The sequence below is a fragment of the Salinivibrio sp. SS2 genome, assembly GCF_001722075.1.
Lineage (GTDB): Bacteria > Pseudomonadota > Gammaproteobacteria > Enterobacterales > Vibrionaceae > Salinivibrio > Salinivibrio proteolyticus.
In genome coordinates this window covers 1-20360 of sequence record NZ_MEBP01000064.1, presented here as the reverse complement: position 1 = coordinate 20360, position 20360 = coordinate 1, and the positions used below count along the sequence as shown (strand labels likewise).

Here is a 20360-nt window from a genome sequence, read left to right as displayed (position 1 = left end):
ATTCGATGCGATTTACCGACGTCTTTATCAAGAAACCCGTGTTGGCCTCCGTGGTGAGCTTATTCATTATCTTGCTCGGCTTACGCGCTATCACGGACATGAATGTGCGCCAATTCCCCGAGATTAAAAATGCGGTGGTGAGTGTCTCTACCACTTATATCGGTGCAGATGCCGACTTGATTCAAGGATTTATCACGACGCCGCTAGAGCGTGAAATTGCTGCCTCCGAAGGGATTGATTACTTAGTCTCGACCTCAACCGCCGGTGTGAGCACCATTGAGGCCTACTTGCGTCTCGATTACGATCCGAATGAAGCACTCACGCAAATTGCCGCACAGGTGAATAAGGTGCGCTCAGAGCTACCTGATGATGCCCGTGAGCCCGTCGTTACCCTGCAGGTAGGGGAAACCGTCGCGGCAATGTACCTCGCCTTCTACTCTGACGTCCTCACCGACAATCAAATTACTGATTACTTGGTCCGGGTGGTCGAGCCACAGCTGTCGACGATTCCGGGTGTGCAGCGTGCTGATGTGTTGGGTGCCAGTAGCTTTGCGATGCGGATCTGGCTCGACTCGGTCAAAATGGCCGCTTACGATCTCACAGGCACGGATGTGATTGCCGCCCTGCGCAGCAATAATGTGCTTGCTACGCTGGGGCGCACCAAAGGCCAAGACGTGGCGATTGATTTGAACGCTGCCACTGACATTCATGACGTGAAACAATTTGAAGATTTAGTGATCAGCAGCGATGGCCAATCTGTCGTGCGTTTGAGTGATGTGGCGACCGTTGAGCTCGGCGCCGAAAGTTACCAAACATCGGTGAACTTTAATGGGCTTGATGCCACCTTTATCGGCATCGAAGTCTCGCCAGATGCCAACGCGCTGGATGTTATTGAGGCGGTGAATCAGGTGTGGGATGCCGACATTACCACCCAATTGCCTCAAGGGTTATCGGCCTATATCGCCTATGACTCAACCGAGTATATTGATAACGCCATTGATGAAGTGGTGATATCGATTATTCTCGCCCTAGCCATCGTGGTGTTTGTGATTTACGGCTTTTTGGGGTCGTTACGCTCAGTGATTATTCCTGCGGTCGCGATCCCCGTATCGCTCATCGGCACCTTCTTTTTAATGTGGCTGCTAGGGTTTTCCATCAACCTACTGACACTGCTTGCCATGGTGCTTGCAATCGGTGTGGTGGTCGATGATGCGATTATCATGCTTGAAAACGTGCACCGCCATATCGAAGAAGGCAAAAGCCGAACACAAGCTGCGCTTGAGGGCGCGCGCGAACTGGCGTGGCCGATTATCACCATGTCGACCACCTTGGTCGCGGTATTCCTGCCCATCGGCTTTGTTGGTGGCTTAACCGGGGTACTGTTTGTTGAATTTGCCTTTACCCTCGCTGCGTCGGTGATCTTATCCGGTGTGGTGGCGCTTACGCTCTCGCCCATGATGTGTGCCTATGTGCTCAAGCCCTATCAGGCGGACAAAGCGACCCAAGAGCGCTCCCTTGAGCACTGGCTGGATAAGCAGTTTGACCGATTGCATCATCGCTACCAACGCACACTCCATAGCTTGTTGAATACCAATGCGGTGATCCTCACGTTTGGTGCGATTGTTTTAGTGTCTTGCTATTTCTTGTTTATCACCAGTCCTTCTGAGCTTGAGCCCGCTGAAGACCAAGGGTTTGTGTTCTCCATACTCGAAGCCGACAGCCAAACCACGCTAGATGCGTTGTCTGCCAGTACTGACGAATTAAACCGACTGATTGACGATGTACCAGAAATCGACAACGTCTTTATTATCAATGGCTCTGGCGGCACCAACAACGCAATCGCGGGTATTGTACTTGCGCCATGGGATGAGCGAGAGCGCAGTACCCAAGCGATCTTGGAAAACGAAATCCAACCCTTTATGGACAGCCAACCGAGCTTAAGTAGCTTTGCCTTGGTGCCCCCTTCACTGCCGTCTCCGGGGGGCGGGACGCCGGTTGAATTTATTATCGGTTCAACACAACCCTTTGAAGCGATTAATGAAGTGGCGAACAATATCGTGGGCAAAGCAATGCAAACGGGGCGGTTTATCTTCGTCGATACCGATCTGAGCATTGACCGCCCCAAACAAACGGTCAACATCGACCGTGAAAAGGCCGCTTTGATGGGTGTGAACATGCAACAGCTTGCCGCGGATATGGGCTCATTGTTATCCGGGGCTGATGCGGGACGCTTTTCACTGGAAAACCGCTCTTATCGAGTGATCCCCCAAGTTGCACGTAATGAACGTCTCACGCCAGAACAATTGCGCCAGTTTTATACCCGCAACCAAGACGGTGAATTGGTTCAACTGTCAACGCTAGTGACCTTAGAAGAAAGTGTGCAGCCCCAAGCATTGCGCGGTTTTCAGCAGCTGAATGCGGTGAAAATTTCTGGTGTACCGCGCCCTGGTGTGCCTTTGGGGGAAGCGCTGGGTGTACTCGAAGAGATTGCGGCGACAGAATTGCCAGCAGGCTTTAGTGTCGATTATGCCGGACAGTCACGCCAGTTTATGAGCGAAGGCCAGCAACTGGTCGTGACCTTCTTCTTTGCTTTAATCGTGATTTTCTTGATCTTGGCGGCGCAGTTTGAGTCGTTTAAAAACGCGATCATTATTTTGGTCACCGTGCCAATGAGTGTCTGTGGCGCGCTGATATTTATCAGCCTAGGGTTTACTACCTTGAACATTTACACTCAAGTTGGCTTGCTCACTCTCGTTGGTCTGATTGCTAAACACGGTATATTGATCGTCGAGTTCGCCAATCAGCTCCAGCAAGAAGGACGGACCAAACGTGAGGCGATTGAAGAAGCGACCGCCATCCGTTTACGCCCTATCTTGATGACCACGGCAGCGACGGTGCTCGCCATGATCCCGCTATTGATTGCCTCAGGCGCCGGCGCAGGGGCCCGTTTTGCTATGGGGCTAGTGATTGCTAGTGGAATGACACTGGGCACCTTGTTCACCCTGTTCGTGGTACCTGCTATGTATCTGTTCTTAGCCAAAACCATCACGCCGGCATCCACCGAGTTGTCGCCAGCGCACACGCATCATAGCGATTAATCGAAAAATCGTACCCATTGGGGCCACTGAAACGTGGCCCCTTTTATATCGGAAATCAGCCCTTGTATGTCCGGTTACACACTAGGAGGACATAAAACGCGCGAGAACAAATTCCACCAGCAATCGAACGCGCAAAGGCACCTGTTCTCGGTCTCGATAGAGCAAAAATAGCGTACGCGCTCGACTGCACCATTGCGGCAACACGCGCTGTAATTCACCCTGCTCTATCAAAGGTAGCGCGGAATAATCAGGAATATAGCCGATGCCAAACCCGGCCTGCACGGCATGGGTTAACATTTCAATTTCATCCACTTCGGCACGTATGCCCGTGGTGGCTTGATAATCAAACGCCTCCCCCGTTTGATGGTGTGTGAGCTCCCAGACCGTCATCGGATGACAAATCACCACCGGTTTACCACTCAGATCACTAGGAGAGCGAACATCGTGATAGTCACTGTCAGGGCTGGCACACAAAATGAAGTGAATATCGGTGAGCGGCCGTGCAATCCAATTTTCGACCACGGGGTTCCCGACCCGAAACACCACATCCATGCCTTCCGCTTCAATGTCTATCAAGCTATTGGAAAAGTTAAGATCCAGTTGAATCTCTGGATACTCAAGCATAAAGTCGAAAAAGACGCGGCGTAAAAACTGCTTACCCGCATTGATCGGTGCGCTAATACGAATTTTGCCTTGGGGGTGATGTTTCTCACTGACGAGATCATCATTGAGTGCCTGCAACTCATCGAACAATCCTGCGGCACGATCAAAGTAGCGATGACCAATTTGGGTCAGCGAGATACGATGTGCATCGCGATTGAGTAAACGCAGAGCAAGATCCTGTTCAAGCTGACGAATACGACGACTTAGGGTGGATTGCGGCATGGCAAGCTGCTGCGCCGCGGCTTTAAAGCTCCCTAGCTGCGCCACGGTACAAAAACAGCGCAAATCGTCTAACGAATAGTTAGGTTTCATATTTGGAATCTACCGTTCTGATATTGCCGGTTTATTCATATTTTGAAACTTATACACTAGCGCCCATCACTCAACAAGTCAGGTCTTGCTATGACAACTACTGCTTCTCTGTGGAAAGCCGTTGCCCTTCTCATTTTATGTGCCTTTTTTTGGGGTAGCACTTTTCCTATTGGTAAAGATGCGCTGAATGAAGTGAATGCGCTCACCTTGGTCTTTTGGCGCTTTGCCGTCGCCGCAATTTGTCTAGGCTTTTATCTCAAGCTCACCCGTACACGCATCCCTACACTCAGCGCTAAACAATGGCTGTGGGCAACCACCGTCAGCGCTGTGGGGATTGGCGGCCTGAACCTCTGTTTGTTCACTGGGCTCGAGTACACCCAAGCGACCAATGGGTCATTAATCATGGCGCTCAGCCCGTTGGTGACTTCACTTATCGCCTGTATCGCAATTCGCGCATTGCCACGTAAAGGGCAAGTTTTCAGCTTGGTGGTGAGTTTATCGGGCGTGCTTGTGGTGATCACCAATGGTCAATGGCAGATGCTCAGCGAATTAAACTTTAACCAAGGCGATCAGATGATTTTCACTGGCATGTTTGCATGGAGTGCATACACCTTCTTCAGCCAAGGCATTGGCCGCTGGATGCCGGTGATCCCCTACACGTTTTTGGGCATGCTGAGTGGCGCAACTGTCATTGGCATCATGTGTGCACTGACCCCAAAGGTTCATCCATTTGGCGAAGTTTGGGCTGCAAGTCCGCTGGCCGTCTCCGAACTCCTGTATATCGGTGTGCTGGGTACCGTCGCTGGTTACTTACTCTGGCTCAACGGCGTGCGCCATCTAGGTTCAGCCAATGCGGCACTCTTTTTTAACTTTGTGCCTGTGTTCGCGGTACTCACCGCATTTTTGATGGGACAAGCCGTGAGCCAACTTCAGGTGGTGGGCATTGTGATTGTGATCGCAGGACTGTTGCTGCCACGCCTCCCTCACCCACGCTATTGGCGCGTTGCTCGAACCGCAAGCGACGCTAAATAAAACAGTAGCCTTTCCCGTGCGCAGTTTGGAGCCTTTCGGCAGGGAAGCCCGCATCGGCCAATTTTTTTCTGATCCGGCTCAGGTGCATATCCAGACTGCGATCATCTGGCGCGAAGGTTTTCTTCAATACTTGGCGATACAGCAGCGGTTTACTGAGGGTCGTGTCTTTATGCTGCGCAAGGAGCCACAGCAACTCAAATTGAAGCGGGGTCAATTTTACCGGCTGTTCGTTAACACGCACGCGGTGCGTATCCTTTTGCATCCAGAGATTATCGATTTGTAGCTGCCCGGACGTATCTCGCATCGCAGATGTTGCATGGCGACGGTGCATGGCGATCGCTGAGCGCACCAGACACTCTTCCAAATCAACGGGCGTCGATAATACATCATCAGCGCCAGCATTCAGCGCCGCGACACGGTCGGCCGCCGCTTGACTCGCCATTAACGCAATAAACGGACATTGCTCACTAAGCCAGCGCAATGTTTTGGTTTGAGCGCCACCTTCCGGCACCCAGCTGATAAGCTGAACCGTATCCCAATCCGGCATGGCATCATCAGGCCCAATCACAGTGACATCACAGCCATACTCGCGTAGTTTCGCTTCGAGAATGGCGATAAATGACATATTTTCCGGACCACGCACGACGATGGCGGGTTTGGCGATCGAGAAATACTCCTCGTACATGGATACTGTCCTAGCTGAATTTGATAGCGGCGAAAATGCAGGGCCGCCATGTCATCGATAGGCGACCTTGCAAGAGCAAAGCGATATTGTCTTATAGCTTCGGTATTCAAAGCAACTGAGAGTACGACGCCATTGGGCGATTGGGTTCACTCATTCTGTTTAAATGCTGCGAATTTCACCTAAACCAGCCCCGTATGCACAGCAGAAACATCCGGACTCAGACTTAAAACCGGTCGACACGATAAGGCTGCATATCGACCGATGTGTTCTCACCATCCATCATTTGTCCGATAAGTTTTCCAGTGACGGGCCCCAGCGTAAAGCCTTGGTGACCGTGGCCAAACGCGAGCCATAATCCGGGTTTATTCGGCGTGGGTCCGATGACAGGCTTCATATCCGGCATACACGGGCGCCCACCTTTCCAGGGCGCTGCATCCACGCGATCACCCAGTGGATAGAGCTCGCGTGCTACCTTTTCCGCTGCCGATAATTGCCGCTCGTTCAAGGGAGCATCCAATGCTGTCAATTCTGCCCCTGTGGTTAATCGCACGCCCGCGCGCATCGGTGCGAGCAAATAGCCCACTTCAGCGTCCATAATCCAATGATTGAGCGGGGTGTTAGCGTCACCTTGGTAGTGCATGTGATAACCACGTTTGGTGAACAAAGGTACCTCTATGCCTTGTTGGCGCAACCAGTACGATGACCACGGTCCCATCGCCATCACAACCTGATCCGCACGAAGGCGCACGTGATCTGTTTCGATGACCCACTGTCCGTCTTCCTGCTTAAGTGCTCGCAAATTGGCACGCTTTATCTCGCCGCCTTTGGCGATAACATCGTCGGCGTAGGCTTGTACCAAGGCTCCGGGATCGGTGACAGTCCAAGGTTGTTTCCAATGAATTGCCCCCGCTAGCGGCGCGGCTAAATGCGGCTCCAACGTAGCGAGCTGCGCTTTATTGAGCACCTCATACTCCACACCGTAACTGGCATAGTCAGACGCGGCACGCGCGCACTCTTCATCCAACGCTTTTTGGCTGCGGAATAACTTGAGGTAACCTTGCTTACGGATCAGTGAGGCCGCGCCCGCGGACGCGATCATTTCATCATGCGTATCGAGGCACTGCATGATCAATGCCGCATACTCGGGGACCAACTTTTTGTATTGGTTTTCACTCGAATGATGCCAATATTGCAGCAATGGATGCGCGGCACGCAGTACACTGGTGGGTCGATAACGAATATCGACAGAACGATTAGGTAACACACGCAGCAAGGTCGTAAGGTCGCGTGGAAAGGCGTAGGGCCGAACAGCTTCACGCTGAATAATACCTGCGTTGCCAAACGACGTTTCTTGCCCAGGCGCTACCCTATCGACGACCGTCACATCGTAGCCACGCTTCAACAAATGCCAAGCAACAGACACACCGACCATGCCCGCTCCCAGTACCACCACATTTTTGGCCATTTTTTCACTCCCTGAACACGCCAAGTCATTTATCTCCGCGGCGAAATTTATCCGCGTAATTCCATGCTTTTACACATAACCAATAACGACATCAATAATAAAATGACGAGTTTTCCGGCGCGCTCTCAGTCCATGAACGATTGAGATCGCATTTGGCCAGCCGACGGGTGAAAACGTTGCGCATGCAGTCGATTTCAGTCGTCCAACTGCACACTTTCCTGCTTTTTATCCTCAGCTTGCCTTAAAGACCGTGCAGCAGTATGTGACAGTGGTCACTCATGCTCAGAAAGTAAAAGGATGAAATATGGCTGACTATGATCCTAATAAAGGCTTCGTTGCCATTTTGGGGTGGAGCTTAAATGCCATTGACGCGATCAGCCGTTTCGATCGTCAGTACGTCGTCGTGGCGCCCACATGGGCTGAAGACTACGCTAAAGAACACGATATTCCTTTTTTGCCGTGGAATTTTGAGCGACTTAATGACCGCTCTTTTGAAATTGCCACCACCTTGCAAGAAATGGGCGTCGATGTTGCGATTCCACTGTTTGAAGAAACTGTAGAGTGGGCGGGTGCAATTAACGCCGTTCTGCTTAAAAACCCCAAATTAATGGGCCAAGCCCTTCTCTTCCGCGACAAATCACTGATGAAACGTCGCGCACAAATCGGCGGTATTCGCGTCGGGATCTTTGAAGAAGCACAAGATAAGTCAGATGTGGTCCGTTTTCTGCGTCGAGTGAACCAAGCCTTATTGAAACTGGATGGCGACCCAAACGATCCCATTCACCTCAAAGCGTTTGATAAAGCGGGCTGTGAAGGTCACTGGATGATTCGCGAACCGGACGATCTCGACCGAGTCTCGGATGAAGAGTTTCCCTTGTTGATGGAGAGCCACTTGGATGGTTGGGAGTTCGCCGTCGAAGCCTTTATTAAAAACCGAAAAATCCAGTTTTTAAATATCTCTGAATACGTCACGCTCGGCTACTCTGTGTTCGTGCCAGCCTCACCAGAGCTTGAAAAATACCGTGAGAAGGTGACTCAAGAAATTGAAAAACTGATTGATGCCTTTGATATCGACTTTGGCTTTATTCATCCCGAGTATTTCGTCACCAAGGACGGCCGCATGTACTTTGGCGAAGTCGCCTATCGTCCACCCGGTTTCCAAGGCTTTGAAATCATTGAGCGTGTTTACGGCTTCAATTGCTATCAAGCCATGGTGGTGGCCTTTGACCCACACACGACTGACGAAGAGCTAGAAGCCTTTTTCCCTACGCCTATCAAAGATGCCAAAGGTGTCGCCGGTACATTTGGGGTCTACCCTCGACGTCGTGTTGTCAGCCAACTTGCCATTCCTGAAGAAACAGAAAACCACGAGTACTTTGAATTTCATGAACTTCAGTCACCGATGGAAAACAAAGTACCGAAGCGCAGTGCTTTCGGCACACACTGGGGTCTACTACACTTTTACGGGGACGATCCGCACGTTATGCGCGATCTATTAAAAGCACAGGAAGATCTCGACTTTTATGTCTAGCTTATTGAGTAAGCTTGACCACGCTATCGAACAACTTGGTCAAGTCAGCGCTATCGCTAAAGCCCGCCACCAGTTTCATGTTTTAGATATCTGTGGGCGTGTATTGGCGCAGGATGACGGCATTAACCAACTTTACTCTCGTATTGTGACCCTCACCGAAGCAGGCCTTTTTGAGGGCACAGATTGGGGCCAGCCTGAGTACTTAGTCGCGAATCTGGTGCCAGACACCATAGCCCACGCCGACAAAGCAACCGTGGTGCTAGATTGTCTCAGCCAGCTTCGGATGCTAGCTATCGTCCAGGGGAAGATCTCTTCCCCTCTGTTCTCTCAACAAGAAGCGCACCAGTTTCTTGCCAAGGTATTGAGCCTCAATTTATCGCTCGTGATGGGTCTCACCGACGAGTCGAGCCGTATTCGGCTCGGTGCAACGGCGCCCGCTATTAGTACTTTATATCGTTTTATTCTCAGCCACTTGGGCTATGAAACCATTCTCAGTGAGCTGGTTGATGAGGTCTGGCGTGTACTTGCGCAGCGCCCTATCCAAGTCAACCCCATCAAGGCGATGATCAATCAGATCTCTATCTTGGTGTCGCAGGAGCAAATTAACCTCGGTGAAGCCAAGCTCGGCATCGATCGTCTTGTCAGTGCGTTATACGGCCCAACCCAGGGCTGCTATGACGATCCGGGGTTGGACGCGTACTGTGAGCGTCTGAGTACAATGGACAGCAATGCTTTACAACAAGAGGCGATGGGTTTCGCGCGTGCCATGCACGATGTCGGCTTAGTCTCTGATTACCAAGCGACCTTTTTACGCTGGCTACTCGAGAATGACCAATCCGATGTCCTGCCTACCGCCCTGGGTTTAAGTAATACAGGGCTAGATTGTTTGGTCACCTACCGTCAGCTCGTTCATACCTTGATTCAAGAAGCTGTCCATCCGCAAACCGCTCAAGCGATTTACGGTCTCGCGATGATGTTAGAGCGAGGTGTTTTGTTCGATGCACCCGTCGCGCCCAGCCTGTGGCGACAAATTAATCTGACCCTGCACCCAGACGTCGCAAATGCGCTGTCACTTGCGTTTGGGGAGCACCTTCCTGCCCGCGTCCACTTACTAGCCGGTGTCATGTCCGTGCTTGGTCAGCCGCTTGGTGTGGCACAAGGTAACAATCCAACCTGCCAATCGGCGCGAGCGATATCCATGTGGGCGTATAACGACCCGGATTATTTGCTGAACTCTATTGTACAGGTGGCCTGCAATAATAACTTGCGGATGCATTTTGAGGGGCAAACGCTGGACTCAAGTACCTTATTGCAAGGGCTGAGTCAGTCACTGCCGATTGATACCGATCCGGTGTCCGTTGCACTCGTTCCTCATCTAGATAAGTTATATATTGAGATGGGTCGTCTGTGTGTAGGCAGACAAGAAGACCCTCACAAATGGATAAACCCAGAGTTTCACGGTTGGTATGTGGGGCGTGAATTCATGATTGCGGTTGACGTGCAGACCGGTATGTTAAAGGCGTTTGATCAATTTATCGAACGTTTCTATAGCCGCTACCACCCCTACTACAACGGCAATATACCAGTCATTCATCCCCAACCCGTAGGTATTGCCGTGACCAATAGCCAAGGGGTATTTGTGGGCTGGCACGCCATTACCTTGATACGTATCGCCCTCGATCAAGACAGCGTCATGCGGGTGTATTTTTATAATCCCAACAACGATAGCGCGCAGAATTGGGGACACGATGTCGTGGTATCAACCCAAGGAAAAGGAGAACAATACGGCGAAGCTTCTCTGCCCTTTGAACAGTTTTTGTCACGTTTATACCTATATCATGACGATACGATTGCAGTAGGCACCCCGACCGAATTCCCTGACGATGCGATCGGTCGCATCAAGCAACTCGCACTTGATAGCTGGGCAAAAGACCGACATATCGCTTCTGCCTCACCCGCTGCTGCGGCACCATCCCATTGAAAGCACATTCAATGGCTTTTTCTATCTAGGTCGCAAACGGTTAATAGTTAGGCAGAAACACCTTTAATTCTGTCGATACCGACCTCATCACATTTACTAGGCTTAGCAATAAAGGTGAGGATATTAAATGAAAACGCACACATCACAACTCACCCAACCACCTCGGGAGCACAATGCGCAAGGTGAAGCGCGTCGCGTCGGAGTAGAACTTGAACTAAGCGGCATGGAGCTAGACGAGATCGCACGTATCGTCGCAGATAAGTTGTCGCTCACGGTTAAAAAAGGAGGCCGTTACGACCGTCATCTGACTGGGGATGACGCTGGAGATTGGGTGATTGAGCTAGATTATGCAAAATTAAAACGCCTTGGCCAGAGTGACAGAAGCGAGAAAACATTAGCCAATAAACTCGATCAGTCCGCCGAAGACGTTTTAGCGTGGGCAGCCAAGCTGGTCGTGCCGGTAGAAATTGTCACGCCACCTCTCCCACTAGACCGCCTCGATAGCATCGAAAATCTAATTGCTTCACTGCGTCTACAAGGCGCCGAAGGAACCGAAGACAGCCCGGTTTATGCGTTTGGCATGCAGCTCAATCCAGAACTGCCTGATCTAACCGCCAAAACGATTTGTGCGCACTTAAAAGCATTCTTATGTTTGTATGACTGGCTTTTAAAACGGGCCGACATTGATCTATCGCGGCGCCTAACTAACTATGTTGACCCTTTCCCGAAAGCATATATTGAACGTGTGCTAGCCGCTGATTATTGGCCAGATCTGAATACTCTGATTGATGACTACCTTGCGGATAATCCTACACGCAACCGTGCGCTAGATATGTTGCCCTTGTTCGCGCATCTCGATCCTGAGCGCGTTAATGCGGCCGTCAACGACGGGCTGACTAAGGCGCGACCCACGTTTCATTATCGGTTGCCGGACAGCAAAGTCAGCCAACAAAATTGGGGCATTCACGAAGCATGGAACGATTGGGTGGAAGTAGAAAAACTCGCCGCCGATCCGGCGCGACTGGGCGCATGTTGCAAAGCCTATTTGGGCTATCTCAACGACCCATTAGCGCGTATCGTCAATAACTGGGCGGAAAAGGTGCACAATTTATGGATAAACCCGTCATCGCAATAACCGGCCCGAGCAAAGGCGCACGGCTGCCACGTTTTTTTGTTGCCGCGGCAGTCAAACTCTATGGTGGCAAGCCGTTACAACTACACCCCGGTACCGCGCTGGACCCAGACGCCTATCATGGCGTGGTGATTACCGGCGGGCACGATGTCGAGCCCGTGCTGTACGCCGCTGAGCCCGAAGTGAAACCCAACTACGATTCTGAACGCGATGCCTTAGAAAGCGCGGTTATCAAAAGCGCGCTAGCAAGCCAAAAGCCCCTGCTGGGGATTTGCCGTGGCGCGCAACTTCTTAATATTTGCTTAGGCGGCACCTTGTACCAAAGCTTACGCGAGCAACGTAAAAAAACCTCTCATCGCTGGACAATATTCCCGATGAAAACCTTGTGTATATTGCGTGATATCAACGGCCACATCCAGCAACGGTTGGGGCAAGGCAGACGCAAAATAAACAGCCTGCACAACCAAGCGATTAACGCGTTAGGCGAGGATTTAACGGTTAGCGCACGTGATTTAGATGGCATTGTACAAGCCATTGAGTCGCCCAACCGCCCCTATACACTGGGCGTACAGTGGCATCCGGAATTTTTGCTTTATCTTGGCTGTCAGCGTGCGCTGTTCAAAGGCTTAGTCGAGCACGCAACGCGCTTCCAGCAGCGACAAGCGGCATCTCAGTAAACATGTCTGTTAGTTGGTGAAAAACAAAAACGCCGAGGCACATTCGCTCGGCGTTATCAGGTAGCGACTAACGCTTTGACCGCGCGTTCAGTCGCTTCTCTATCTGACGTTTTTCCCACTTATCACCAAAGAGATCGACAATGCCCAGAGCACTGACGCCGTGGCTGACCACTGCAATCCCCCATCCCATTGCTGCCCACCAAGCCCAATAATAGCCTGGGTTAGTTTGCCAGTTGATAATAAACAAAATCGCCATCACGACCACATAGCGCGTCAAATGAGAATAAAACCCGCCGAGGGCACGGACGCGATTGGCAATCGCTCTTTCTTCTGGACTCATTGAAGTATCTGCCTGCATGTCTGTCTCCTTTTGCAAATCACTAATGTCGATATCAAACACAGCAGCCAACGATTTCAGCGACTCCAATCCGGGTTTGTGGCCGCGCTCGATACGTTGAATCGTTCGAACACTTAGCCCACTAAATTGTGCTAATTGGTCTTGCGACCACCCTTTTTGAACTCTGAGTGCTTTCACGTTCATCCTTGCTCCTTTGTGCTCTTCCCTAGCGACACTATGCAAAATGGGGGCGACATTACCACGACAGCACCCCGACACCTTAACGACAGTTACTTAAAATCAATCACTTAAAAATAAACACCGACCGATAGCCAATCCGTGTATTTTACCCTTAGCAAAAGGTATCAATATACAAGGCTTCGACTTTATCGCGCGCCCACTGCGTTTTACGCAAAAATTTCAACGATGATTTCATCGAAGGATCATTAGAAAAACAGTTCACATTGATATGTTGGTAGAGGCCTGACCAACCATAGTGTTCAACCAAACGGGTCAAAATGGTTTGTAGGGTTAACCCGTGCAGCGGGTTATTGGGTTGTGTATCCATAAGGGTTCTCAGCAACTCGAGCACGCGCTCGTCAATAAAAGCGCTACTCTACGTGACGATATTGCAAAACGCGAGATCAACTGATCCACTCAGTCTTATTTCATTCCGCCACTTTGGCGTATACGACAGTGCTAGAAATCGCACCGCTCGGCAGGATACGGTCATTGGTAAGAATCGCTTCTTGATGATACCCACAGCGCTTGGCTACCGCTCGGCTGCGGGTATTTTCGTAGGCAGTTTTGATTTCGACACGCTTGGCATTAAGGCCATCAAACGCGTACTGCTCTAGCGTTCGCACCGCTTCACTCATATAGCCAAGGCCTTCTTTGGAGCTCCGCAGCCAATAGCCTATTTCAAAATAAGGAATCGCGATGTTGCGGATGATTAAGCTGATCACACCCACCAATTGCCCCGTCGATTTTTCAAAAATCGAGTAGCGTAGCTCATTGATAAACATGTCGAAGTCATCAATCGCTTGTTGGGTGTTTTCAATCGAGCTCGATTCGGTCAACGCGTGCGGAAGCCAATCCATAAAAGGAGCAAGGGTGTGCTGGCTTTCCAATACGGCTTCTAACATGAAAGGCTGATGGGCCATATTAGGCGCCACCAGCAACAGACGATCGCTGTCCAGTTGGTCTACGCGCGGGGAATCATCCATTAATATCCACCCAGTACCGCGCCAATGATTCATTGAACACTTCACCATTGATGATGTTTTCCAACGTGCCGCCATTGGCTTCAATTACTTTGCGCGATGCCATATTGTCTTCATTCGCGGTAATTAGAGCGCGAGTGATCCCCAGCTCTCTTGCCTTGGGCAGCGCTAAGGCTAACATTTGCTTGCCGCATCCGCGTCCACGATATGACGGCGCAATATCGTAACCAATGTGTCCGGCTTCTTGAGATAGAAATGGCGTATTAATGTGATGGCGGATCCGAATCGCGCCAATGATTTGTTGCTCAGCATCAAGCAGCCAAAAATGACTACACGGCACATACCCTTTACGAAGGTTTTTACCCAATGCCTCATCCGATAACCGAGTCACGTAAGTGGGGAAATCGTCTTTCCCCGGCCGATAATAATCGGCATTGTCGGGGTCAAACTGAGCAAAATCATCATAAAAGCGTGTAAAGGCTGCTTGGTGATTGAGTGCGGGGACGACTAATTCCATGTGCTTATTCCAATTCCTGTCATAGAACTAGGCTATCTCATTGATATTGAGAAATAAACACTTATTGACCGTCTGTGATCCCACCGCCCTAGCGCTCGCCACCTAGATGTGATTGAGTTGTTGATTGCCGCGCATCACTGCCAACGCATCACCGCATCAAACGTTTGACAATGTTGAACCGCTTGCTCCGCCTCTTGCAGATAAACTTGTTGTGCACTGGAGGTTGGATAGGTTAAATACTCGGAACATTTCGCACTTTGACCGTTACCCACAACAATCTTGGCGCCCGGTTGCAAGGTGCACTGTACCAATTTATCGAGCGGCGACCATTGATAACAAATCTCATAATCTTGGCGATAATCCGCCACCAAGCCAGACGGTTGTGATAACGCCCACCAGTGACCAAACTGACTATGCGGGTTGGTGCTATTCCACGCGCGATATACTGTCACCCCTTCTGTCGCCTGATATACCTTGCCTTGGCAAAGCTTCCCTTTCAATGGCTGACCCAACGACGACGCCAGTAACGCTGGATCGTCCACAGCGACAAACTTGTCTGCCCATGCGCTTGGCAACGCCGTACTACCGACACATTCTGCAGCGTCGGTCGTTTCATTATCAACGGGCGCACTGGTACACGCTTGCAGTGTCACCATCAGTGCCCCAAGTAGTGCTTTTCTCATCATCCTTGCTCCCATTCGTGTCGTAATATGGCGTAAACCACCGTATCCCACCACCGTTCTTTAAAGAAACGATGCTGATGAAAATGGGCCTCTTGTCGCATGCCAAGTGAACGACAAAGCTTGGTTGCAGCAAGATTATCGTAAATGGTCTCAGCGTATAACCGATGCACACCCAGAGACTCAAAACCAAAGTCGGCCAGCGCGACAGCCGCCTCTCTCATTAGCCCCGCGCCTTGCGCCTCTACAGCTAGGCCGCACCCGATGGAAGCTTGATGGTTGTCCTCAAGCCTTAAACCGACGGTGCCTATACATTTTTCTGATTGCTTGCAAATAACCGCTAACTGATAAGCCACGCGTGGATTTGTGTTGGCTTGTTCGATAAAGCGCGCGTGTAAGTCTCGGTATGTCTCTGGCTGGCAGTCCGTTTCGCTATAAAAACGCTGGTACTTCTGGTGTTGCGTTAAGTGAACAAACGCCTCTTCATCGCTCGGCTGCATGTCACGCAGCACAAGTCGACGTGTTTCAATCATAAACATCCTTGTCTCTCTTGTTGTTTTAGTTCAGCGCCTTAACCATGGTGGTGGCGCCGGAAAAGCCAACCAGCCATTTTAGGTGCGGAAAGCGCTCTTCTTTAGTGGCGACAAAGCCTTTGGCTTGATAAAGCTTGCGGGCTCTGGGGTTGCTATTAATGACATCTAATCGAACGCTTTCAAAGCCATGCGCTTGGGCACAATCCATAATGGCATCCAACAATTGGGAGCCAATCCCCTGCCCGCGCACAGCGCTATCAACAGCAATGCCATCCATCACCAATTCATTGGGTGCCGCTTTACGCTCAAACAGCGCCAATATCGCGCAGGCCCAAATGCCTTTGATGGGCCCCAAACTATCGATCAACTGTTTCGCGCCCATGCCCTGTGTCAGTGCGCCGGCTTGAGTTTGAAACCCAGCCAACCCCACCACCTTGCCGTTTTGCATAGCGGCAAACGAAAAGTCTGGGACAAAACACTGAGACAACACCGCCACGCGCACTGCTTGATTAGGAATTGCCCGTGCGAACTTCATCCCAAACGCCTGCTCATATAACTCAGCGACGTTTTGTGCTTGCTCAAGCGGCCATCCTTGCTGGATCGCTATCTCCATTGGCTCCCCTCTGTCTTCTTCAATAAAAAAACATCCACACTTTTATCTTGACGTGAAGATTTTTGCCATTTATCTTTACATCAAGATAAATAATTAATCACAACTTAATCAGTTCAGCATGGTTTAACCACAAGCGTATGACAGCCACCTTTTTACTGGTTATTGCGCGGCATAAGGACACACAGGAGTCATAACATGGAGACTAACACAATGAATATAATCGTATTTGGTGCCACGGGCGATATTGGCAGTCGAATTGTGTCGGAAGCGTTGCAACGCGGCCATAAGGTCACGGCAGTGACACGTAACGAGGCAGCATTCAGCAAGCTACCCGACGCCGTAACGCCTGTCGCCGCCAATTTGAACGATGCGGACAAGGTGGCATCGGTAATGACTGGTCATGATCTTGCCATTACGGCGTTACGCCCACCGACAGGCGAAGAAGCACAATTACCGGTGTTAACCCAAGCCGTCGTCCAAGGCGCAGCCCACCATCAAATGCGCGTTCTGATTGTCGGCGGTGCCGCTCGACTGATGATTCCAGGCACTGACGGTGAAACCGTGTTAAACGCCGAAGGATTTCTCCCTGCTTCAGCGGTTGAGATTGCACGCGCGTGCCAAGTGCAATATGAGCAGTGCCTCACCAGCCAAGATGTGATTTGGAGTTACCTCTCGCCTGCCGCCATGATCGCACCTGGTACTCGCACCGGTCAGTACACATTGGGGACAGACACCTTAGTGACAGATAGCGACGGACGGTCTCGCATTTCAATGGAAGACTTCGCGGTCGCCATGCTTGATGAGGCCGAAACACCTAAGCATCTGCAGCAAGCATTCACGGTGGGCTATGGCACCTAACAGGTGCTAGATCGTAAACGTAAAAAAGGAGCGCTGTGTTGAGCGCTCCTCACTATTCGATCTTTTCTTACCAGCTTAAACCACTGACAGCTCGACCTTAATATTGCCACGCGTGGCATTAGAATATGGGCAGACCTGGTGCGCTTGCTCGACCAATGACTGCGCGGTCTCTTTATCCAGATCACCCACAGACACTGCCAACTTCACGGCAATGCCAAAGCCGCCATCACCATCGGAACACGAGCCTTTGATTCGCTTATTCGTCACATCGCCAAACTATTGCTTGGTCCTGCCACCCTTTATTGAGACAATCGCTGCTGTTACTTCGACAATTACGGACAACAATGAAATTACTAGCTCGCAATCTTGCTCGCACCACTACCGAACACCAACTTCGTCAGCTGTTTTCTGAGTATGGTGATGTCACCGAATGTAATCTGGTGCTGGACCAAGAGACTGGCGAATCCAAAGGCTTTGCTTTCGTGACCATGCCTGATGACACACAGGCGAAAGCCGCGATGGCGGCGTTGCACTTAACCAGCGTTGCGAAAAGCAAAATCCGCGTTAAAGTCGCAAACTAAGCAAAAGGCTCCCTTGCACTTACATTGGCTATGAGGCGAGAGCGATAGCCAACACGATCACACGTGTTGGCTTTTGTTTATGGTCGAAACTTCTGTCCATGGGCGAATACTATTCAGCTGATCTTCGAGCTCACGTTCAGTAATTTCAGTATCATAGGCCACTTGAGCACGCAGCCAATAGCCCTTCGACAATCCAAAAAAACGGCATAAACGCAGGTCTGTATCAGCCGTTATAGCCCGTTTACCAGCAATAATTTGACCAATACGCTGTGCGGGCACTCCGATTTCTTTAGCCAAACGATATTGCGAAATCCCCATCGGGGTCAGGAACTCTTCTTTTAGTAACTCGCCAGGTGTGACAGCTTCTACAGTACGCATGAGCGACCTCTTAGTGATAATCAACGATTTCGACATCTTCCGCACCACCTTGAACCCAGCGAAAGCAAATGCGGAACTGATTATTGATTCGAATGCTAAATTGCCCTTTACGATCACCCTTTAGCGGCTCTAGTTTGTTACCAGGTGGTATTTTGAGATCATCTAAATCGGTTGAGATTTGTAGCTGGCGCAATTTTCTAAGCGCGACTCGCTCAAAATTGACGAAGCGCTTTACCCGCTTTCCCTGTGCTAGCTTTTCAGTATCTTTGCAATTAAACGTTCGAATCATAAACCCAATAGTAACGCATAACGTTAATAACGTAAAGCGTCATTAAACGATAGCTAATTGACAGCCTACGCCCGACTCGTCACTATCAAGCTTTCGGCATCTAGTGACGCTTGAGCAATCAACATGGCAAAGCCAAATAAAAAAGGGCCCACCAAAACCATCGATATTTTCTGTAAACGCTGTAATGCACCACTGTTTAAATACCGCAAAGGCGGCAAAGGTGCATTGGTGAAGTGCTTTAAAGAAAGGATTGTTGAGGATGCCACCACCACGCCGTGTCACTGCCCTCAGTGCGAACAGCCCTTTGCGCGTGACACCCTAGTGCGAGGCACACCAGCCTATAAATTCATTGGCGGTAAGGTATGGTTCAAATGAAGATAACCCCTTTAGGCGATACGTTAGGGGCGCAAATCGATAATATCGATTTATCCCAGCTTTCCGAGGCTGAGTTTGCGGCGCTGTACCAAGAATTTTTACGCTACAAAGTGCTTTTCTTTCGTGAGCAGCCTCTATCTACCGACGACCATGTTGCACTGGCAAAACGCTTCGGCGAGCTTGAGCCACCTCACCCGTTTTTTCCGCACCTACCCGACAACGACCAAGTGGTCGTGATTGAAACCAGCCGCGGTAATCCACCCAGCCAAAGCTATTGGCACACCGACATGACATGGCAAGCGGTGCCGCCCAAGTGCTCGGTTTTACACGCGCAGTATGTACCAGAACATGGCGGGGATACGATTTGGTGTGACATGGCAGCAGTATGGGCCGATCTAACCGACAAAGAAAAAATCGAGCTACGCCAGCTCGACACCATTCACGCACTGCACGCCTTTGAAGGCAGTCGTTACGATCATCAAGACGCCGACGGCCAGAGTGTGGTCTCGAAACGCGCTCAAGACTACCCGCCCATTCGCCGTGCCATGGTGCAAACCCACCCAGAAACCGGCCAAGAAGTGCTATTTATTAACGAGCAATTTACTCGTACGATTGCCGACTGGCCAGAGGCTGACAGCCAACAACGGCTTGCGACACTGTTCAGTCAAGCACGCCAATCGAAATATCACGTTCGTTTTCGCTGGCAAAAACACTCGGTGGCAATCTGGGACAATCGCGCCACCCAACACTACGCAGTAACCGATTATGGTGACACGCCCAGACGATTACACCGCGTCACGGTTCAGGGTGAGCGTGTCAGTAACACCTAACGGCATTCAGGCGCGAGTATATTCATACAGATTGTTGCTATGCCCATAAAGCATGATTGGGTGTTGTAGCCGAAACCCTAGCTTTTCAAGCAAGCGGTTTGAGGCTTGGTTGTCCGGTAAGGTCACCGCCTGAACCGTAGTCAGTCCGCTCGCTAACAGAGTTGCTTCAAGCACCGCCTCGGCGGCTTCTGTGGCATATCCCTGCCCGGTATAACGCGATAAAAACGCGTAGCCTAAATCTGGATATGCCAACTCATCGCGCTTGAGCACACCGCACATGCCGATGGGCTCACCATCTTCCCGCCGTTCTACCAGATTCAGGCCAAAGCCATATGCTTGATAACTCGCAAGCGGCCCGTGACGGAGATACTCGATCGCATCTTGCTCAGTACGCACCTTTTTATCTGCGATATAGCGTATAAACGACGCATCATTAAGCAGCTCCACAATAAACGGCGCATCGTCGAGATGAAACTGTCGCACATTGATCCTTTTTGACCGGCATATCAGTGTCATAAACCCCTAGCCTACTAAAACATTCTATCGCGTCATAATCGCATATTGGCGCGA

General features: G+C 50.6%; 23 protein-coding genes and 1 pseudogene. 10 read left to right on the top strand and 14 right to left on the bottom strand.

The genetic code is table 11. The annotated features are described in order from the left end of the window. Nucleotides 1-5: 5 nt before the first annotated feature. On the top strand, nt 6-3098 hold the full coding sequence (locus BGK46_RS05445) for an efflux RND transporter permease subunit (protein WP_069587557.1): 3093 nt from the start codon (nt 6-8) through the stop codon (nt 3096-3098). 81 nt (nt 3099-3179) lie between these two features. Here BGK46_RS05445 and BGK46_RS05440 read toward each other — a convergent pair whose 3' ends face one another. Then, the gene (locus BGK46_RS05440; protein WP_069587556.1) at nt 3180-4073 is read right to left on the bottom strand and encodes a LysR family transcriptional regulator; all 894 of its coding nucleotides are present in this window, start codon (nt 4071-4073) and stop codon (nt 3180-3182) included. Nucleotides 4074-4163: 90 nt separating this feature from the next. Between BGK46_RS05440 and BGK46_RS05435 the strand changes: the two genes are divergently transcribed. Then, a complete protein-coding gene (locus BGK46_RS05435) occupies nt 4164-5105 on the top strand; it encodes a DMT family transporter (protein ID WP_069587555.1) in 942 nt (313 codons plus the stop codon). Here BGK46_RS05435 and BGK46_RS05430 read toward each other — a convergent pair. After that, complete coding sequence (locus BGK46_RS05430) at nt 5098-5790, bottom strand: response regulator transcription factor (RefSeq protein ID WP_069587554.1); 693 nt, start codon at nt 5788-5790, stop codon at nt 5098-5100. The genes BGK46_RS05435 and BGK46_RS05430 overlap by 8 nt on opposite strands. A 223-nt stretch (nt 5791-6013) precedes the next feature. After that, on the bottom strand, nt 6014-7255 hold the full coding sequence (locus tag BGK46_RS05425; RefSeq protein WP_069587553.1) for an NAD(P)/FAD-dependent oxidoreductase: 1242 nt from the start codon (nt 7253-7255) through the stop codon (nt 6014-6016). Nucleotides 7256-7559: 304 nt separating this feature from the next. On the opposite strand from BGK46_RS05425, the gene BGK46_RS05420 reads away from it, so the two are divergent. The 4 genes from BGK46_RS05420 (at nt 7560) to BGK46_RS05405 (ending at nt 12576) form a co-directional block, all read left to right on the top strand. After that, the gene (locus BGK46_RS05420) at nt 7560-8786 is read left to right on the top strand and encodes an ATP-grasp domain-containing protein (protein WP_069587552.1); all 1227 of its coding nucleotides are present in this window, start codon (nt 7560-7562) and stop codon (nt 8784-8786) included. Then, nucleotides 8779-10767: a hypothetical protein gene (locus tag BGK46_RS05415; RefSeq protein WP_069587551.1), complete on the top strand. Its 1989-nt coding sequence runs from the start codon at nt 8779-8781 to the stop codon at nt 10765-10767. The genes BGK46_RS05420 and BGK46_RS05415 overlap by 8 nt, the downstream gene beginning before the upstream one ends. A 127-nt stretch (nt 10768-10894) precedes the next feature. After that, complete coding sequence (locus tag BGK46_RS05410) at nt 10895-11902, top strand: amidoligase family protein (RefSeq protein WP_069587550.1); 1008 nt, start codon at nt 10895-10897, stop codon at nt 11900-11902. After that, nucleotides 11878-12576, top strand: coding sequence for a gamma-glutamyl-gamma-aminobutyrate hydrolase family protein (locus BGK46_RS05405; RefSeq protein WP_069587549.1), 699 nt, complete (start codon nt 11878-11880; stop codon nt 12574-12576). Before BGK46_RS05410 ends, BGK46_RS05405 begins: the two co-directional genes overlap by 25 nt. 67 nt (nt 12577-12643) lie before the next feature. Here the strand turns inward: BGK46_RS05405 and BGK46_RS05400 are convergent, their stop codons facing one another. The 7 genes from BGK46_RS05400 to BGK46_RS05370 all read right to left on the bottom strand — a co-directional run bounded on the left by BGK46_RS05400 (nt 12644) and on the right by BGK46_RS05370 (nt 16479). Continuing rightward, entirely contained in the window at nt 12644-13117 is a 474-nt protein-coding gene (locus tag BGK46_RS05400) for a 2TM domain-containing protein (protein ID WP_069587548.1), read from the bottom strand. Between the two features lie 148 nt (nt 13118-13265). Further along, nucleotides 13266-13481: a VF530 family DNA-binding protein gene (locus tag BGK46_RS05395; RefSeq protein ID WP_046073336.1), complete on the bottom strand. Its 216-nt coding sequence runs from the start codon at nt 13479-13481 to the stop codon at nt 13266-13268. A gap of 100 nt (nt 13482-13581) precedes the next feature. Further along, a complete protein-coding gene (locus BGK46_RS05390) occupies nt 13582-14139 on the bottom strand; it encodes a GNAT family N-acetyltransferase (protein ID WP_371440459.1) in 558 nt (185 codons plus the stop codon). Further along, nucleotides 14132-14653, bottom strand: a complete 522-nt coding sequence (locus BGK46_RS05385) for a GNAT family N-acetyltransferase (RefSeq protein WP_069587547.1) — start codon at nt 14651-14653, stop codon at nt 14132-14134. The genes BGK46_RS05390 and BGK46_RS05385 overlap by 8 nt, the downstream gene beginning before the upstream one ends. Before the next feature lie 134 nt (nt 14654-14787). Then, nucleotides 14788-15336 carry a hypothetical protein gene (locus tag BGK46_RS17865; RefSeq protein ID WP_069587735.1) on the bottom strand — a complete coding sequence of 183 codons (549 nt, stop codon included), beginning with the start codon at nt 15334-15336 and terminating at the stop codon, nt 14788-14790. Continuing rightward, nucleotides 15336-15872: a GNAT family N-acetyltransferase gene (locus BGK46_RS05375; protein ID WP_069361324.1), complete on the bottom strand. Its 537-nt coding sequence runs from the start codon at nt 15870-15872 to the stop codon at nt 15336-15338. Before BGK46_RS05375 ends, BGK46_RS17865 begins: the two co-directional genes overlap by 1 nt. A gap of 19 nt (nt 15873-15891) precedes the next feature. Beyond that, the gene (locus tag BGK46_RS05370; RefSeq protein WP_069587546.1) at nt 15892-16479 is read right to left on the bottom strand and encodes a GNAT family N-acetyltransferase; all 588 of its coding nucleotides are present in this window, start codon (nt 16477-16479) and stop codon (nt 15892-15894) included. A gap of 210 nt (nt 16480-16689) precedes the next feature. Here BGK46_RS05370 and BGK46_RS05365 point away from each other — a divergent pair, with 210 nt between their 5' ends. Beyond that, complete coding sequence (locus BGK46_RS05365; RefSeq protein WP_069587545.1) at nt 16690-17337, top strand: NAD(P)-dependent oxidoreductase; 648 nt, start codon at nt 16690-16692, stop codon at nt 17335-17337. A 75-nt stretch (nt 17338-17412) separates the two neighbouring features. Here BGK46_RS05365 and BGK46_RS05360 read toward each other — a convergent pair. Next, nucleotides 17413-17565, bottom strand: a pseudogene (locus BGK46_RS05360) (OsmC family protein); the annotation flags it as partial. Between the two features lie 116 nt (nt 17566-17681). Here BGK46_RS05360 and BGK46_RS05355 point away from each other — a divergent pair. Further along, nucleotides 17682-17918 (top strand): RNA recognition motif domain-containing protein, encoded by a 237-nt coding sequence (locus tag BGK46_RS05355; protein WP_069587544.1) that lies wholly within the window; start codon nt 17682-17684, stop codon nt 17916-17918. A gap of 57 nt (nt 17919-17975) precedes the next feature. Here BGK46_RS05355 and BGK46_RS05350 read toward each other — a convergent pair whose 3' ends face one another. Together BGK46_RS05350 and BGK46_RS18000 are read right to left on the bottom strand one after the other, a co-directional pair. Further along, nucleotides 17976-18296 carry a HigA family addiction module antitoxin gene (locus BGK46_RS05350; RefSeq protein ID WP_069587543.1) on the bottom strand — a complete coding sequence of 107 codons (321 nt, stop codon included), beginning with the start codon at nt 18294-18296 and terminating at the stop codon, nt 17976-17978. A 10-nt stretch (nt 18297-18306) separates the two neighbouring features. Further along, nucleotides 18307-18585, bottom strand: a complete 279-nt coding sequence (locus BGK46_RS18000; protein WP_069587542.1) for a type II toxin-antitoxin system RelE/ParE family toxin — start codon at nt 18583-18585, stop codon at nt 18307-18309. A 123-nt stretch (nt 18586-18708) separates the two neighbouring features. Here BGK46_RS18000 and BGK46_RS05340 point away from each other — a divergent pair, with 123 nt between their 5' ends. Together BGK46_RS05340 and BGK46_RS05335 are read left to right on the top strand one after the other, a co-directional pair. Further along, a complete protein-coding gene (locus tag BGK46_RS05340; protein WP_025739952.1) occupies nt 18709-18960 on the top strand; it encodes a hypothetical protein in 252 nt (83 codons plus the stop codon). Beyond that, a complete protein-coding gene (locus BGK46_RS05335; protein WP_069587541.1) occupies nt 18957-19790 on the top strand; it encodes a TauD/TfdA dioxygenase family protein in 834 nt (277 codons plus the stop codon). The genes BGK46_RS05340 and BGK46_RS05335 overlap by 4 nt, the downstream gene beginning before the upstream one ends. 6 nt (nt 19791-19796) lie before the next feature. Here the strand turns inward: BGK46_RS05335 and BGK46_RS05330 are convergent, their stop codons facing one another. After that, a complete protein-coding gene (locus BGK46_RS05330; protein WP_069587540.1) occupies nt 19797-20306 on the bottom strand; it encodes a GNAT family N-acetyltransferase in 510 nt (169 codons plus the stop codon). Nucleotides 20307-20360: the final 54 nt, after the last annotated feature.

Coding starts and splice junctions, on each gene's coding strand:
- BGK46_RS05410 (WP_069587550.1), top strand. CDS start 10,895: ATGAAAACGCACACATCACAACTCACCCAACCACCTCGGGAGCACAAT.
- BGK46_RS05375 (WP_069361324.1), bottom strand. CDS start 15,872: ATGTTTATGATTGAAACACGTCGACTTGTGCTGCGTGACATGCAGCCG.
- BGK46_RS18000 (WP_069587542.1), bottom strand. CDS start 18,585: ATGATTCGAACGTTTAATTGCAAAGATACTGAAAAGCTAGCACAGGGA.
- BGK46_RS05445 (WP_069587557.1), top strand. CDS start 6: ATGCGATTTACCGACGTCTTTATCAAGAAACCCGTGTTGGCCTCCGTG.
- BGK46_RS05365 (WP_069587545.1), top strand. CDS start 16,690: ATGAATATAATCGTATTTGGTGCCACGGGCGATATTGGCAGTCGAATT.
- BGK46_RS05425 (WP_069587553.1), bottom strand. CDS start 7,255: ATGGCCAAAAATGTGGTGGTACTGGGAGCGGGCATGGTCGGTGTGTCT.
- BGK46_RS05330 (WP_069587540.1), bottom strand. CDS start 20,306: ATGACACTGATATGCCGGTCAAAAAGGATCAATGTGCGACAGTTTCAT.
- BGK46_RS05350 (WP_069587543.1), bottom strand. CDS start 18,296: ATGCGTACTGTAGAAGCTGTCACACCTGGCGAGTTACTAAAAGAAGAG.
- BGK46_RS05400 (WP_069587548.1), bottom strand. CDS start 13,117: ATGAACGTGAAAGCACTCAGAGTTCAAAAAGGGTGGTCGCAAGACCAA.
- BGK46_RS05405 (WP_069587549.1), top strand. CDS start 11,878: ATGGATAAACCCGTCATCGCAATAACCGGCCCGAGCAAAGGCGCACGG.
- BGK46_RS17865 (WP_069587735.1), bottom strand. CDS start 15,336: ATGAGAAAAGCACTACTTGGGGCACTGATGGTGACACTGCAAGCGTGT.
- BGK46_RS05415 (WP_069587551.1), top strand. CDS start 8,779: ATGTCTAGCTTATTGAGTAAGCTTGACCACGCTATCGAACAACTTGGT.
- BGK46_RS05335 (WP_069587541.1), top strand. CDS start 18,957: ATGAAGATAACCCCTTTAGGCGATACGTTAGGGGCGCAAATCGATAAT.
- BGK46_RS05395 (WP_046073336.1), bottom strand. CDS start 13,481: ATGGATACACAACCCAATAACCCGCTGCACGGGTTAACCCTACAAACC.
- BGK46_RS05430 (WP_069587554.1), bottom strand. CDS start 5,790: ATGTACGAGGAGTATTTCTCGATCGCCAAACCCGCCATCGTCGTGCGT.
- BGK46_RS05390 (WP_371440459.1), bottom strand. CDS start 14,139: ATGGATGATTCCCCGCGCGTAGACCAACTGGACAGCGATCGTCTGTTG.
- BGK46_RS05340 (WP_025739952.1), top strand. CDS start 18,709: ATGGCAAAGCCAAATAAAAAAGGGCCCACCAAAACCATCGATATTTTC.
- BGK46_RS05420 (WP_069587552.1), top strand. CDS start 7,560: ATGGCTGACTATGATCCTAATAAAGGCTTCGTTGCCATTTTGGGGTGG.
- BGK46_RS05440 (WP_069587556.1), bottom strand. CDS start 4,073: ATGAAACCTAACTATTCGTTAGACGATTTGCGCTGTTTTTGTACCGTG.
- BGK46_RS05385 (WP_069587547.1), bottom strand. CDS start 14,653: ATGGAATTAGTCGTCCCCGCACTCAATCACCAAGCAGCCTTTACACGC.
- BGK46_RS05355 (WP_069587544.1), top strand. CDS start 17,682: ATGAAATTACTAGCTCGCAATCTTGCTCGCACCACTACCGAACACCAA.
- BGK46_RS05435 (WP_069587555.1), top strand. CDS start 4,164: ATGACAACTACTGCTTCTCTGTGGAAAGCCGTTGCCCTTCTCATTTTA.
- BGK46_RS05370 (WP_069587546.1), bottom strand. CDS start 16,479: ATGGAGATAGCGATCCAGCAAGGATGGCCGCTTGAGCAAGCACAAAAC.